We start from the raw sequence: 14,150 nt of genomic DNA, 5'->3' as shown, positions 1-14,150 counted from the left end.
GGCATTGGGCATTGGGCATTGGGCATTGGGCATTGGGCATTGGGCATTGGGCATTAATTATTTCTCCCCTGCTCCCCCTGCTCCCCTGCTCCCCTGCTCCCCTGCTTTTTACTGATCCTCAAAACGGATGCAACTGCTGCCCCACAAAGTATTAGGGCTGCAAAGCGAAAAGTTCCTTGGAACCCCGCAACGATCGCCTCAGGAGGGGCAACAGAGACATCTGCACCCGCAGACATGCTAGCGATTAACGCTCCAAATACTGTCCCGATTAGAGAAACTCCAACCGTGTTTCCTGATGTACGTGACAAAGACAGCAGCCCAGAAGCAATCCCTAGCCGCTCCCTTGGTACTGCTCCCATGACAGTGCTATTGTTGGGCGATTGGAATAAACCTAGTCCAATGCCGTAAATAAAATAGCGCGATACATAGCCTACCTCAGTAATTTGAGCATCAAAGGTGCTAATTCCCAGACAGCCGCCAATCATCAACCCCAGCCCAATGGAACTGATTAATCGAGCGCTAAAGCGGTCTGAAAGTCTTCCAGATAGTGGGGCAATTAACCCACTAAGTACAGGCGACACGGCTAGTAGTAGCCCCACTTTTACCGTCGGATAATGCTTAACGCCCTCTAGAAAGAAAGGGACGATGAGTAGCGAACCGCCAATAACAATGAATGCTAGCCAGCCACTTAGCAAACCCATACTCAACTGAAGATTGCCAAACAGGTGTAGCTCTAGTAGCGGCTGCTCTATAATCGCTTCAACTACCAAAAAAGTTGTAAAACTCACGGCAGCGATCGCTAATAATACCAATGCATTGGTACTGCCAAAGCCCTGGCTTTGCCCTAGCGTCATACCCAGCCCAAAACTACCCAGAGTCAATAAAGCCAATATCGCTCCAAAAAAATCAAATTTCTGTTTGCCCGGAAGGTGTACAGAAGGCGGCACCACGCGAGCTATTAAGAAACTGGCGATGATCCCCAGAGGTACATTGATAAAGAATATACTATGCCAGCCTGAGAAGCTTAGGAGCAGCCCGCCAGCAGAAGGCCCAAAAGCAATTCCCAGTGACACTACGCTACCGATAACGCCAACAGCCCGACCTCGTTCGGAAGAGGGAAAAACTTCTGTGATGATTGCCAAACCAAGCCCAGAAATGAACACAGCACCGAGTCCTTGAAGCGCCCGAAAGCCGATCAACCAGCCAATACCAGGTGCAAAACCACATAACAGCGAACTGAAAGTGAACAGCACAAGTCCCCCCTGATATAAGGACTTCTTGCCCCACATATCCCCCAGGCGCGTTGCCCCCAAAACTAAACCGGAACTGACCAACTGGTAACTCAATACAGCCCATTGGGTTGTAGGGAAACTGGTATCAAAGGCTTGCACCAATGTGGGCAAAGCAACATTGATGATCCCCACATCTAGAGTAGACATGAACACCCCAAGTCCGACACCGACTAAGACCCAATTTTTTTGAGAGCCTGATAAAGCCAGAGGTTGTCCTTGCAATTGTGCCAACGTTTAGCCTCCGGCTTTGACTTTACGGTGATGAATAGTTTGCATACGTATATTAATTGTAGGCTGCTATACCTACTAACTGCTTTAGATCCCCGAAGTACGAAACCTTGAGACAGGGATATTACAGCGATTAGATAAAATTTATCATGTATGGAAGCAACAAATCTTAATCAAAGGTATTGACTATGTAATGTAAAGTTAATGTGCCTTTATTTAGGCAAAATCCAGATAAAAAAATGAATCAGTATTCCGTAACAAGCAGTAGTGTAGTGAAAGAAAAAGCCAGGGAGTTGGGCTTTCACAAAGTTGGAATTGCTGCTGTAGATAAGGTAGATCCCACAGAAGCGCAGAGGTTACAAGCATGGATTGAACTGGGTTATCACGCGGATATGGAATGGATGGCTAATCGAAAGCGTCAGGATATCAGCTTAGTGATGCCAAAGGCGCGATCGCTAGTGTGTGTGGTGCTAAATTACTACACAGCAGATCAACGTCCCGTTCGCGCAGCGTCTCCGTCAGGAGAAGGCGAGGAATACGCCAAAATTTCCCGTTATGCTTGGGGAAGGGATTATCACAAAGTGATGCATAAAAAACTCAAGCAGCTAGCTACATGGCTAGAATCACTTGATGAGGGCGTACTAGCTCGTTATTATGCAGACACTGGCCCGGTACAAGAGAAAGTCTTAGCACAACAAGCCGGAATTGGTTGGATTGCCAAAAATGGTAATCTGATTACACGAGAATATGGCTCTTGGGTATTTTTGGGAGAAGTGTTGACCAATTTGGAATTAGAGAGCGATCGCCCGCATACAGAACACTGCGGTAGCTGTACTCGTTGTATTCAGGCTTGTCCTACAGGTGCAATTACTCAGCCTTTTGTCGTGGATGCTAATCGCTGCATTGCTTATCATACCATTGAAAATCGAGCCAAGGAATTGCCAGAGACAATCACACCCCATTTGCAAGGCTGGGTTGCTGGTTGTGATATTTGCCAAGATGTTTGTCCTTGGAATCAACGTTTTGCCAGCCCAACTGATATTGCAGAGTTTCAGCCTTATCCTGGGAATATTGCTCCCCACCTGCTAGAATTAGCCCAAATCTCAGATCAGGATTGGGATAAACGATTTCCAGCATCTGCCTTGCGGCGGATTAAGCCAGAAATGTTACGACGCAACGCCCTAGCTAATCTTGACGCATCCAGGCGAAAGAATGACCCCGAAAGTAATTATTTTTGATTTTGATGGCACAATTGCTGATACAGTAGATGCCCTTGTAAGTATTGCTAATCGTCTAGCTGTAGACTTTGGCTATAGGCACATAAGTCCTGAGCAATTAGCCCTCCTTAAAAACCTAACATCTAGGGAAATTATTAAATACTCAGGAGTTTCTCTATTTAAGATCCCTTTTCTAGTTAAAAAAGTTAAAGGAGAATTAAAAAACAAAATCCCTGAATTAAAGCCAATTCCTGGAATTAAAGATGCATTAATGGAACTGCAAGCTAAAGGATTTAAGCTGGGCATTATCACTTCTAATTCTAAAGAAAATGTGACGCAGTTTCTCACAATCAATGATTTAAATCATCTATTTGATTTTATCTACTCAGGAATTACAATTTTTGGCAAAACAACCATAATCAATAACGTCTTGAGGCAAAACCAACTCCAGCCTCAAGAAGTTATTTATGTGGGAGATGAAACCAGAGATATAGAAGCATCAAAGAAAGCAAATGTCCAAGTGATTGCAGTGACTTGGGGCTTTAACTCACCGGAAGCATTAGCCAAGCAAAATCCAGATTATTTAATTCAGCAACCTAGTGAACTACTTGAAGTGTTAACAATTCAAAATTGAAAATGACGCTCTCTAGGAAGGCGAATAGCGTGTCGCAGACAGACGCGCTCTTTACGCGGACTCGTTGGCGCAGCCTCTACGAAGGCGTAGCCCAGGTAGAGAAGAGTTGAGGCTGCGCTAACAAAATTCACGCATTAAAGACATTTTGCCTACGGCACGCTATAGCCAACAGACTCTTATTTAAACCCCGACTGTAGCAAGCAAGATCCCCGCAGCGTAACTGAGCGGAGTTTCGGTGGCTTTGCCGGAGCGCTACCTGTAATGGTTGGGGTCTTAAACCCTTTAATTTACGATAAATGCTACTTAAATAATTATTAGTTAATAGTTAAAATTTTAACTATTAACTATTAAATGTTGGGGAAAACTTAATTTTTCCGTTCACCCTTTTCAAAAGCTTGTTCTAATAGATCATCGCTAACATTAGTTACACCCTCAGTCGGAGTATTCCCGACTTCCTTTGCTAAGTTTAGATAATCATCAGGATTACCAGTTGACTGGGATTGGGTTTTTGTCTCTTCTGGTTGAGAGGTTTTAAATTTAGATTCAGTCGCTGATTCGGCTGCTGCTACACCTTCACCTGTGCGATCAACTTCGCTAACGCTAAATTCTTGTGCAGCTGCATAATCAGCATCAAAATTCACCTTTGGCGCTTCTTCTTCACCACTAGCTATGCTTTCGGCAGCTAATTGGGCTTCGTGGGTGGGAGCTTCACTTAAATTGGGCTTTACTTCATCGGGCATAAACTAAAAAACCTTAGCTAAATTTTTTATTACTGAAGGAGATTGTAGCAAATTAATCTGCTGCTTTTTTGCTTCCTTAGGAGAGACTTTACCTCTACTAAAAGGTAGATTAAAGCTACAATTTCCAATTAATTTAACTCTTTCTCTTGGTAGTAGAATCTGATACTCAAACTTTGGTAAGCCTTAGTTTGGCCTGTAAAATTTCTTTGGAAATAAAATTATGACTGCAAGTTACGATAAAACTATTTCTCAAGCCCAGAGCAATGAAACTCAAAAATTGGTGGATGCGTTTAACGATTTAGATACTGATGCCAAATTAGCCTGGTTCTATTTGGTTTATGAAAAAATGGGTGACTCGATCACTCCAGCTGCTCCAGCTACGGCCGAACCAGAGTTAGCACCACTTCTGCTAAAAGACTATTTTGAGTTATCAGATGAGCAGCAACTAGATATAATGCGGGATATAGTTAACCGCAAAGATACAGAATATTCTCGTGCTTATGGGGCGATAAAAGAAAACAACCAGCTGTTAGTTTGGTATGCTTGGGCAGTAGCTATGGGAGATACGGTGGTTGACTTACCAGCTAGCTACGAGGCAACTAAGCCAATTAATGATCTGATTTCTCAGATTGAAGGACTAGAATTTGAGGAGCAAATGTCAGTGTTTCGGACAATAGCTGGTGAAGTGGGTTACACCGATGTTAAGCCGATCGCAACGCAAGCAGAAACTGGAAAAACAGCGAGTTTGTAATCCGCCCTGTCCACTAAAACTCGCAGCTAGACAAACAAAGTCCGCGTACTGCTTGGCAGAACCCGCAGGGTAGGCGGGCTTTAATAACTTATGACACCGCAAAGTGATTCAATTCGGCTGGGGTGAGATTAGAGTGTATTACTTCACCATCACGGAACCAAACGATGCGCCGGGTTTGACGGGCAACTTCTGGCTCATGAGTTACCATGACAACGGTGATTCCACTGGTATTTAGTTCGCCAAAAATATCTAAGACTTCTTGGGTTGTGCGCGAATCAAGTGCGCCTGTGGGTTCATCGGCTAGGAGTACTACCGGACGATTAACGATCGCACGCGCGATCGCTACTCGTTGTTGTTGTCCGCCAGATAGTTGAGTGGGTTTGTTGTTGAGGCGATTTGCTAAACCGACTCTTGTCAATGCTTCTATTGCGCGATCGCTTCTTTCTTTGGGATTCACATCAGCATACACCATCGGCAGCATCACATTTTCTAATGCTGTTAGTTGGGGCAATAGGTGGAATTGTTGGAAGACAAACCCCAGCTTTTTATTACGGATGTGTGCCAATGAGCGATCGTCCATTTGGGCTACATCGAGGTTATCTAAGTAATAATGTCCGTCTGTGGGACGATCTAAACAACCGATAATATTCATGGCTGTGGATTTACCAGAACCTGAGGGCCCCATGATTGCACAATATTCGCCCTGTTCCACAATTAGGTTGACATCATTCAGCGCTCGAATTTCTGTTTCGCCACTACCATAAATCTTGGAAATTTTTTCTAGTCGAATGATTGCTGGTTTCGCTACAGGTTCAGGAACTAGAGAATCGGTAATTAAAATAGTATTTGCCATAATCTGCTCAAAATTAATACTTAACTATTCAATCTTATTAAGAATCTATGTAAGCAGTCCCAAGATTATTTTGCGTCATTGCCCATTCTTGACCAAAGGCGCTGCGGGTATAAACAGTGAGGGCGACTTCGTAGCCAGTAATAGCAATTTCCATGTTTCTAGCTTTGTTACCCAAGCATCGTGATGTTTCTCCTTAATGTCGTGATGTTGATGAGAAATGTCGTGATGTTTGTCCTTAATGTCGTGATGTTGATGAGAAACGTCGTGATGTTTGTCCTTAATGTCGTAATGTTGATGAGAAATGTCATGATGTTTGTCCTTAATGTCGTAATGTTGGTGACGACAAAATAAAGTTGCGTCACCGAATAGCCCGTCGTCAGCATCGCTTCATTAGTAAAATAGTATAATACACAACTAATTACACATCCCTCTTGGCCTACGATAACACCTGCAAATACCTTGCTGAAAACTACCCTGCTGAGTTTGCTAGCTGGTTACTCTCAATTGACACCTCAGATATCCAAGTACTCAAAACCGAACTCAACCTTGAACCAATTCGCGCTGATTCGGTGAGTCCAGTGCTGCGGGAGGGTTTCCCTCCACAGGCAACTGGCGAACCCGTAAGGGTGACATTCCTGCAAATCGCCAACCAAATCTTACATTTAGAGTTTCAAACTACACCCAAATCCACAACCCCGCTTGACTTTCGGATGCTGGATTACTACACCAGATTAAAGCGAGAATACTGGTGTGAGATTAAACAGGTGTTAATTTTCCTTCAAGCTACATCTTCGGCGATCGCTTTTCAAACTCAGTATATAGACACGAACACTACACACAGATATCGAGTGATTCGTTTATGGGAAGAAGATCCCACGCCACTGCTGGCTAACCCCGCACTCTTATCACTAGCGACATTAGCCAGAAGCGACTCACCCCAAAGACTTTTAGAGCAAGTCGCTACTGCTGTCGATATGATTGAGGAAACAGACGAACGACAGAATATATCAGCTTGTGTACAGGTTTTAGCTGGTTTGCGGTTTGACAAAAATGTGATTAAACAGCTTTTTAGAGAGGAAATTATGCAAGAATCTGTGATTTACCAAGACATTCTGCAAAAAGGAGAGCAAAGAGGTTTGCAAAAAGGAGAGGTGGCGGTAATACTGCGTCTTTTGAAGCTTCGGTTTGGTGCAATTGAGCCGGAGATAGAACAGCAGATTCGCAAATTATTGATCGCTCAACTTGAGGAGTTAACTGAAGCACTGTTGGGTTTTAACAGCCAAAGTGATTTAGTGAATTATCTAGCAAATATCTCCCCACTTCAACCCAGTTTAGGGGATTAAGGAAGCCATCGCTTTGCCAAACCCACTAAAAAGCAAATTATGCAAGAATCTGTGATTTATCAAGACATTCTGCAAAAAGGATTGCAACAGGGATTGCAACAGGGAGAAGAACGAGGAAAGAAACAGGAGCCGCTACAACTGATTTTGCGTCAATTAACACGTCGGTTTGGTGCAATTGAGCCGGAGATAGAACAGCAGATTCGTACTTTATCGATCGCTCAACTAGAAGAGTTAGCTGAAGCGCTGTTAGATTTCTCCAGTCAAAGTGATTTAGTGAATTACTTACCTCAACCTCATCAGGAAGATTAAGTTTTGCGATTCCCATAACTAAGCACTTCTAAGAGCCACAATTGGGTCAAGTTTAGCAGCGCGACGTGCGGGAACAACGCCAAAGAATAAACCAATACCAGCAGAGACACTAACTGCCATAGTAATCGCTACGGGAGAAAGACTCGCTTCTAAAGGAGTCAAGGCTCCCACTAATAGAATGCCACTGATACCAACCGCAGTCCCGACTAGACCGCCAGCTGCGGAAACTATCACTGCCTCAATGATGAACTGTAGCAAAATATCTTGCTCAGTTGCCCCGATCGCTTTTCTCAATCCGATTTCTTGGGTGCGTTCGGTGACGGAGACAAGCATAATATTCATGATGCCAATGCCGCCGACAAACAACGATATCCCAGCGATCGCTGCTAACATAATTGTCAATGCACCTGTAATTTGACCGACAGTTTGCAAAGCATCTTTCTGGGTGCGAAGAGTAAAGTCATCTTCACCATTAATTTTGTGTCGTAGACGCAACAAATTACTAATTTGAAATTCTGCTGCATCCACGCTCTCGGAATCACGAGCGGCAGCTACGAGGTAATCTAAGGCGATACCATAAGGAGAATTCTTTCCTACAAGTCGGTTAGCTGAGGTTGTGATCGGTATTAAGGCAGCTTCATCATAATCTGCACCGACGCTAGAACCTTTGGCTATTAACGTCCCAATCACTTGAAAGCTGGTATTTCCAAGTCGCAATTGCTGACCGATGGCGTTACTATTACCGAATAGTTTTTCTGCCAAGTCTGCACCCAGCACAACAACTTGGTTGCTTCGCTTAATGTCTACCTCAGAGAAAAACCTGCCTTTAGCAGTTTCAAAATCCCGCACCGATAAAAAGCTGGGAGTTGTGCCAATGATGTTGACATCGGTGTTTTTGTTGCGGTATGTAATTACCTGTCTTCTGTTTAATTCGGGAGCAACTCCTACTACTGTTGGTACCTGAGAAGCGATCGCATCGGCATCTTGCAACACTAGAGTTTTTGGCACTTCAAAGGAGATACGCTGAGTTTCTCGATTACCTGGAATCACAAACAGCACATTTGGCCCTAATGACTCCAGCTGTTTATTCACGTACTTTTGCCCACCTTCGCCAATACCAATCATGGCAATTACTGAGGCGTTACCAATAACTATACCCAACATCGTCAGGGCGCTACGCAGTTTATTTGATAGCAGGGTTTTACCCGCCATTTGGACACTTTCTAAAAAATTCATCTGTTAATAATTACGAATTATTCTGTTTCTCTTTTGCCTTCTCAATTTTGTAGTCTTTGGGAGGGTTAACAAAAACGCGATCGCCTGCTTTAACTCCCTCTAAAATCTGAGTTTGCTCTTGGATTTGCGCCCCAACTGTAACTTCGCGGAATTGGGGTTTATTGTTTGCACCGGGTACAAGTACGCCAGTTTTGCCCTTTTCGGTGACGATTGACACCGTTGGTAATACTAAGGCATTCTTGACGCGATCGCCCAAAAAAGTCAGATCCACATTTAAGCCAGAACGCAGTTTATTTGTGCCAGTATCGAGAGCAACCCGCACCTGGAACGATGTCACACCTTGTTCTATCACTGCTTCTGGAGCAATCAGGCGCACATGACCTTTAAAAACTTGATCGGGATAGGCATCGGCGACAATTTCCACCTGCTGTCCCTGTTTCATTCTGCCAAGATCGGCTTCGGGAACTTGAGCTAATATTTCTAAACCGCGTGCGACAGCGACAATTGAACTGGAGGTTGCCGAGGCACTAGTAGAAGCAGAAGTTGTCGGTGTGACAAACGCGCCTGGTTCGGCATACTTTTGCGTCACAATTCCCGAAAGAGGAGCGCGAATAATTGTATCTTCCAACTGCACTTGCACACCCTTCAATTGAGCCTCAGCAGAGGCAACAGCTGCTTGACGCTGGACAATTTCCTCAGAACGCGTGCCATCTTCCAACAGAACTAATGCCGCCCGTGCTTCATTCACAGCCGCTTGGCGTTGGTCGATTTCCTCAGTCCGAGTGCCACTTTGGACTAACGAAAATCGTTTTTTAGCTTCTTCTAAACTGGCTCTAGCACTTTTGTCTTCGCTGATGGCTTGATCGAGTAATTGCTTCTTCTCTGCTCCCTGTTCGTATAAGTATTGATAACGCTTTACCTGTTGACTGCTATAATTCACCTTTGCTTGAGCCGCATCCACTTGGGATTGAGATTGAGCAACCTCTTGGGGACGATTACCAGCACGGGCGGCGGCAAGCTGGGCTTGAGCTTGTGCTAATCGCGCCCTAGCTTGAGCAATTTCTTGAGGACGACTACCAGCAACGGCTTCGGCTAGTTGTGCTTGACTTTGGGCTAAGTTAGCACGATACTGGCTTTTTTGGGCTTCAATGCTAGCACTATCCATACGGGCGAGAATTTGTCCTTGTTGAATGCGATCGCCTTGTTCAACATATAATTGCGACAGCACTCCGGGGTTCTTCGGACTAATATTTACGCTCTGAACTGGCACGACTTTGCCACTCGCTGTAATCCGCAAAGTCACGTTTTGCGCTGCTACTGGCACAGTTAATTGACTAATGTCTTCTTTTCTCCCTTGATTTACCAGGGTGTAGGCTGTGATACCAACAACCAAGACACCCCCTGCTATCAGCCCCATCAGCCAGCGTAATGGATACTTAACTTTGCCAATAACTGGAAATTCTATGTGCGTAGCCATATCTAGAAGCCTATGAATCTTGTTTTATGCGGGTAGTCCTCAGTGAGAGGGCAAGTGTAGGAATACGGATTTTTTCAAAGTTTTAGATTAAATCTTTATTAGTAAACTAACAACTAGACGCATAATTAGCTTCATAGTTGCTTAATCTTCCTTCATAATAGCGATTAGATATCTGTATGTCTTCACCTAAATGGGTGGCTTTAGCCACTGGTGTACTGTAGCGGGAGTTTGTCTACCTATAACAAACAATTGGCTCCCCTACGGTTATTGAGAATGGTTCAAGTAATTATTGCTGAAATTGGGTTAATAACCAAGCACCAACTTGACTTTGATTTATTTGACGAGTTCGCCGTAATGCATCGTTTAATAAAGAAATTGCTAATCCTGGTAATACCTGAGATTCTATAGTCCGCCTACTACCTTGGTTTTCAATAACAAAAGCCATAACTTGCATATTCTGGACATTTAAAATCCAGTATTCTTTTACTCCTAAATCTTCGTACAAAAGCCGTTTTTTGCCTTGATCATCAGCAAGTGAAGTATTAGCAACGTAGAGACGGCGATTTATCGCGTCTCTTGCCTTAACCGAACTATATTGCCCCTACGGTTGTTACCTGAGCAAGGGTTTGAATCCACTTTAGTGGACTTTAGCTATAGCAATCCTAAATCATTCGTGAGATAGAAAATTGCTGAAATGCTTATAGACACATACTTTTTATCTCTGTATTTTCTCACGTTTCAATTCGGATTGCTATATGCAGTCCAGATTTATTTTAAGACGGGAAAACAATGCAGATACTTAAACTCATCTATTAGTGTAAAACTAGTAGTTCGGGGCTAAAATTTTCCCCCACATGTGACTGTATTTGATTCGTAATCATGGAAACAAATTTGTCAAGGTCGAATGGTTTAAGTAGATATTCTTCAAACTCTACCTCTGGAATTTGGTCATGAGTACCTGTGGTAGATGTTGAAGTCACAATGATTGGAATATGATTACCATTGTCTGCTTCCATAGCATTCAATGTATTTAGCAATGTATAAATACTTTCACCTAAGAACCTAATTTCACAGACTAGGATGTTGGGCGTGAAAAAACTCAGGATTTCTAAAGCTTCTTTTATAGAACCAGCAGTAATCACATTTGCGCTCAGGTCTTTGAGTAACAACGCGTACAAATCTCTACTATCGCGATCGTTGTCTACAACGAGTACTTGTACACCTTTGAGTATCCCAACTGCCAAGCAAAAGTCATTGATTAAATTCATAATAAGACCTGCCATTAGGGCTTTAAGTGCAAAGTGGGCTGAAAAATCCGTAGTCTTAAGGAGGCAAGACAACCGGATAGGTCAAATAAAAAGTGCAGAAAGGCAACTGGACGGCTGATATCCAATAACTGCAAAATACCACACTGATCTTGAATTTTGTCGAAGCGTTGCGTAGGCGTAGCCCGTCGTAGACATCGCACTTTTTGCACTAATATATCAATATCCAAGACACAGGGCTGGGTGAATTCTTCTCGTTGACTGAATTCTGCCGGAGGATTAGTCGCAATCTCTCGCCAATTCAGTGACAACACCGAACAAATTTCAATAAAGGTATGACGCTCAACCGGACGACTACTGAAAAACCGCCAAATTGGTTGTCTAGTCTTGAGGTCAACTTCAAGAGCTAGATTCTCTTGTGTCCACCCCTTGCGAGCAAATGCTTTTTTAGCCTCTTGAATGCCAGTAAGTGATGCTTGGAGCGATCGCTTGACCATAGGACAAATACCCTGCTCCTTAAATCATGAACTTAAACTTTTATTAAGGTCTGCAATATTATAGCTTTTTCTGTGATATCACTATTCTACTCGATTAATCTTATACAAAATCCCAGAGTATACTCTTATTTTTTAAAGTTTTGTAACAAACTCAAAGTTATACGTTTATCTTATACATCTCAAGCTTTGGCAAGATTTGAGCTTAAACATTGATCTGTAATGCTTAAGTAGAGATTGAGAGCTTACTTATGAATACTTGCTTGCTCAAAAATTCTTGTTGCATAATTTAGAGATATAAGCTCTAAATTATGCAACAAGTTATATTATTGAAAAACCCCTTTTAGCAAAATATCTGCAAGACGGGCTTCAAAAACTAAATACTTCGACTTGTGCTTCCTGCTGAAAAATCGTTAGGACATCAGGCTGACATTGCTTGACTAATGCAATGATGTCTCTGGCTCCTTCCTGATATAAGTCTTCGACGTAGCCACTTCTAGAAAGTTGTGCCTCTTTTTCACTATCAAAAGGGCCAAAGTAATAAGTACAGCGCGGAACAGTGGTGTTAATTTCTACCCACCAGGCAAACTCTGACTGATTAGATTCAAATAAATTCATCAGGGATACGAATGATTAATTAAACTTGATTAAAGAAATTTTGGATCACAGATTAAAGTAAAGTGCGATATCAAGACATTCTTCATTTTTCCTCCTGTCGTTTTCTAAAATGGCATTTACTGATAGCAGTAGCTACAACGCCAGTAAACTCCTTTTGAACTGACGTGACGGAGTAAAGCATTTGAACAGCAAAGACAAGTAGATTTTCCCTTCATAGATTGACTGATTTTTGTAGATATATCAGCTTGACTGCAACCAATAATCAAATTATTTCGACTCGTTAATAAATGTTTCATTTTCCTAGCCTAAATTGTTAAATGATAATTTGCTAATTATTTTTAGTATGACATCCTAGTGTTAGAAATCATGTTTTAGGAAGCGATTAAGTAGCGTATAAGTTGTATGATATGAGCTTAAAAAATTAAATAATTATTAAAATACAGCAGAAGTAAATCTTCGGTAGACTGCGTTAGGTTAAAGCCCTAACGCACCATGTTATACCATTTCAGACAAACCCTGATACATATAGATTTCTCGTAGGGGCACAGCAATGCTGTGCCCCTACCAACGTATTTGTATCATTATTAAAGTGAAACGGTATTAGGGACTTCCAAGAAAGAAATTATCCATCTTGTGGGGTGGGTCGAAAAGCCCGCCCAGAATATCGGACGGGTGTTCGCGTAGCGGCACGTAGTGCGGACACCCATCCCACAAGCGAATTTGGGATGTTTTTTTATTTTCAGTCCCTTGTATATATAGCAATCTTATCTGAGTTGTGAAATTACTGTTTTAACGAACCGCTCCAGGCGCAGCGAAAAGTCGGAGCGGAAAATGTCGGTCTTGGGGTCTCCCCAAGAGGAGCAATTTTCCAAGAGAGCGCCGGCTTCCGAAGAGAAGTGCCTTGCGCGGGTTAAGAGCGTTGTGGCGACTTCGGGCGTTGGCGCAGCCCCCCGCAGGCATCTGAACTTTTGAAGACACACGCAGAGAGAGGAATCAACAGAAATTTTCACAAATGAATTAGGACTGCTATAGCAATCCTAATTCGGAATTCTGCATTCTTCTTCAACTCAATTTTTCAAAACTACATGGAAGGAATTTAAATACCCAGTAATGGTTTTAGCTAACGTATTCTGCTGTTTTTTTGTAGTTATTGCCATTACTTGATACAATCGCCCTTGGGCAACATACATTCTACTTTTAGTGATTTTCCCTCCAGAATTGATGTACTCAATTTCTTTGCCAGGATGATTATTGGAACTACGAATATTTCGTTGACTAATTAAATGACTTTTCGTAGTCTTTAAAGCCATATCCCGTGCATTATTAAGTACAGCTTGAGGATCAGTCATTTCACCATAACTATAAGGAAAATCATTGTAAGCAACTACATATGCTACTTGCTGTTTTGGTGGTTGAGCGATAAATATTTTTAAAGTAATTTCCCCCATGTAAGTTTTTTGGTATTGGGTATTTCTGTTGGGGCTTCCCGGCATCAAAATAGTAAAGCGTCCATCTGGAGCGGTGAATAACTTCCATTGCGGTTGCGCGGGTTGAGAAACGGTTGGTTTGACAACAGCCTTTGGAAGTTTGGGTTGACGCGCCTCCACCAGAACACATCCACCACAGACAAAGGTGGCGGCGATTAATGGCAACAGACTTTTAATTGTCATATTTTTGACGTTTTAAGATGCTG

The 14,150-nt window shown here is 42.7% G+C and carries 16 protein-coding genes; 6 read left to right on the top strand and 10 right to left on the bottom strand.

Features of this window, described 5'->3' with window-relative positions; translation table 11 throughout:
* Positions 1 to 53: 53 nt before the first annotated feature.
* Positions 54 to 1,523 carry an MFS transporter gene (locus HWQ23_RS07475; RefSeq protein ID WP_292825762.1) on the bottom strand — a complete coding sequence of 490 codons (1,470 nt, stop codon included), beginning with the start codon at positions 1,521 to 1,523 and terminating at the stop codon, positions 54 to 56.
* A gap of 236 nt (positions 1,524 to 1,759) precedes the next feature.
* Here HWQ23_RS07475 and queG point away from each other — a divergent pair, with 236 nt between their 5' ends.
* Complete coding sequence (gene queG, locus HWQ23_RS07470; protein WP_292825759.1) at positions 1,760 to 2,758, top strand: tRNA epoxyqueuosine(34) reductase QueG; 999 nt, start codon at positions 1,760 to 1,762, stop codon at positions 2,756 to 2,758.
* On the top strand, positions 2,733 to 3,371 hold the full coding sequence (locus HWQ23_RS07465; RefSeq protein WP_292825756.1) for an HAD-IA family hydrolase: 639 nt from the start codon (positions 2,733 to 2,735) through the stop codon (positions 3,369 to 3,371). Before queG ends, HWQ23_RS07465 begins: the two co-directional genes overlap by 26 nt.
* A 365-nt stretch (positions 3,372 to 3,736) precedes the next feature.
* Here HWQ23_RS07465 and HWQ23_RS07460 read toward each other — a convergent pair whose 3' ends face one another.
* Positions 3,737 to 4,111 (bottom strand): hypothetical protein, encoded by a 375-nt coding sequence (locus HWQ23_RS07460; protein WP_292825753.1) that lies wholly within the window; start codon positions 4,109 to 4,111, stop codon positions 3,737 to 3,739.
* A gap of 220 nt (positions 4,112 to 4,331) precedes the next feature.
* Between HWQ23_RS07460 and HWQ23_RS07455 the strand changes: the two genes are divergently transcribed.
* Positions 4,332 to 4,862: an orange carotenoid protein N-terminal domain-containing protein gene (locus HWQ23_RS07455; protein ID WP_292825751.1), complete on the top strand. Its 531-nt coding sequence runs from the start codon at positions 4,332 to 4,334 to the stop codon at positions 4,860 to 4,862.
* An 88-nt stretch (positions 4,863 to 4,950) separates the two neighbouring features.
* Here HWQ23_RS07455 and HWQ23_RS07450 read toward each other — a convergent pair whose 3' ends face one another.
* Entirely contained in the window at positions 4,951 to 5,715 is a 765-nt protein-coding gene (locus HWQ23_RS07450; protein WP_292825748.1) for an ABC transporter ATP-binding protein, read from the bottom strand.
* A 431-nt stretch (positions 5,716 to 6,146) separates the two neighbouring features.
* Here HWQ23_RS07450 and HWQ23_RS07445 point away from each other — a divergent pair, with 431 nt between their 5' ends.
* Together HWQ23_RS07445 and HWQ23_RS07440 are read left to right on the top strand one after the other, a co-directional pair.
* Complete coding sequence (locus HWQ23_RS07445; protein WP_292825745.1) at positions 6,147 to 7,058, top strand: DUF4351 domain-containing protein; 912 nt, start codon at positions 6,147 to 6,149, stop codon at positions 7,056 to 7,058.
* Between the two features lie 39 nt (positions 7,059 to 7,097).
* On the top strand, positions 7,098 to 7,367 hold the full coding sequence (locus HWQ23_RS07440; RefSeq protein WP_292825742.1) for a DUF4351 domain-containing protein: 270 nt from the start codon (positions 7,098 to 7,100) through the stop codon (positions 7,365 to 7,367).
* A gap of 18 nt (positions 7,368 to 7,385) precedes the next feature.
* On the opposite strand, the gene HWQ23_RS07435 is transcribed toward HWQ23_RS07440, so the two are convergent.
* The 5 genes from HWQ23_RS07435 to HWQ23_RS07415 all read right to left on the bottom strand — a co-directional run bounded on the left by HWQ23_RS07435 (position 7,386) and on the right by HWQ23_RS07415 (position 11,842).
* Entirely contained in the window at positions 7,386 to 8,603 is a 1,218-nt protein-coding gene (locus tag HWQ23_RS07435) for an ABC transporter permease (protein ID WP_292825739.1), read from the bottom strand.
* A gap of 10 nt (positions 8,604 to 8,613) precedes the next feature.
* Complete coding sequence (locus HWQ23_RS07430) at positions 8,614 to 10,080, bottom strand: efflux RND transporter periplasmic adaptor subunit (RefSeq protein ID WP_292825737.1); 1,467 nt, start codon at positions 10,078 to 10,080, stop codon at positions 8,614 to 8,616.
* Positions 10,081 to 10,366: 286 nt separating this feature from the next.
* A complete protein-coding gene (locus HWQ23_RS07425; protein WP_292825775.1) occupies positions 10,367 to 10,648 on the bottom strand; it encodes a Uma2 family endonuclease in 282 nt (93 codons plus the stop codon).
* 244 nt (positions 10,649 to 10,892) lie between these two features.
* Positions 10,893 to 11,348: a response regulator gene (locus tag HWQ23_RS07420; protein WP_292825734.1), complete on the bottom strand. Its 456-nt coding sequence runs from the start codon at positions 11,346 to 11,348 to the stop codon at positions 10,893 to 10,895.
* Positions 11,349 to 11,362: 14 nt separating this feature from the next.
* A complete protein-coding gene (locus tag HWQ23_RS07415; RefSeq protein ID WP_292825731.1) occupies positions 11,363 to 11,842 on the bottom strand; it encodes a hypothetical protein in 480 nt (159 codons plus the stop codon).
* Between the two features lie 322 nt (positions 11,843 to 12,164).
* On the opposite strand from HWQ23_RS07415, the gene HWQ23_RS33610 reads away from it, so the two are divergent.
* Complete coding sequence (locus tag HWQ23_RS33610; protein ID WP_472850388.1) at positions 12,165 to 12,245, top strand: hypothetical protein; 81 nt, start codon at positions 12,165 to 12,167, stop codon at positions 12,243 to 12,245.
* Here the strand turns inward: HWQ23_RS33610 and HWQ23_RS07410 are convergent.
* On the bottom strand, positions 12,209 to 12,457 hold the full coding sequence (locus tag HWQ23_RS07410) for a DUF1816 domain-containing protein (protein ID WP_292825728.1): 249 nt from the start codon (positions 12,455 to 12,457) through the stop codon (positions 12,209 to 12,211). The two genes, HWQ23_RS33610 and HWQ23_RS07410, sit on opposite strands and share 37 nt — an antisense overlap.
* Positions 12,458 to 13,524: 1,067 nt before the next feature.
* The gene (locus tag HWQ23_RS07405) at positions 13,525 to 14,127 is read right to left on the bottom strand and encodes a hypothetical protein (RefSeq protein ID WP_292825725.1); all 603 of its coding nucleotides are present in this window, start codon (positions 14,125 to 14,127) and stop codon (positions 13,525 to 13,527) included.
* Between the last annotated feature and the right edge of the window lie 23 nt (positions 14,128 to 14,150).

The sequence above is a fragment of the Nostoc sp. JL33 genome (genome assembly GCF_017114985.1).
Taxonomy (GTDB): domain Bacteria; phylum Cyanobacteriota; class Cyanobacteriia; order Cyanobacteriales; family Nostocaceae; genus Nostoc.
The sequence above is the reverse complement of the archived record's forward strand: the minus strand, read 5'-3'. Positions and strand labels throughout refer to the sequence as shown.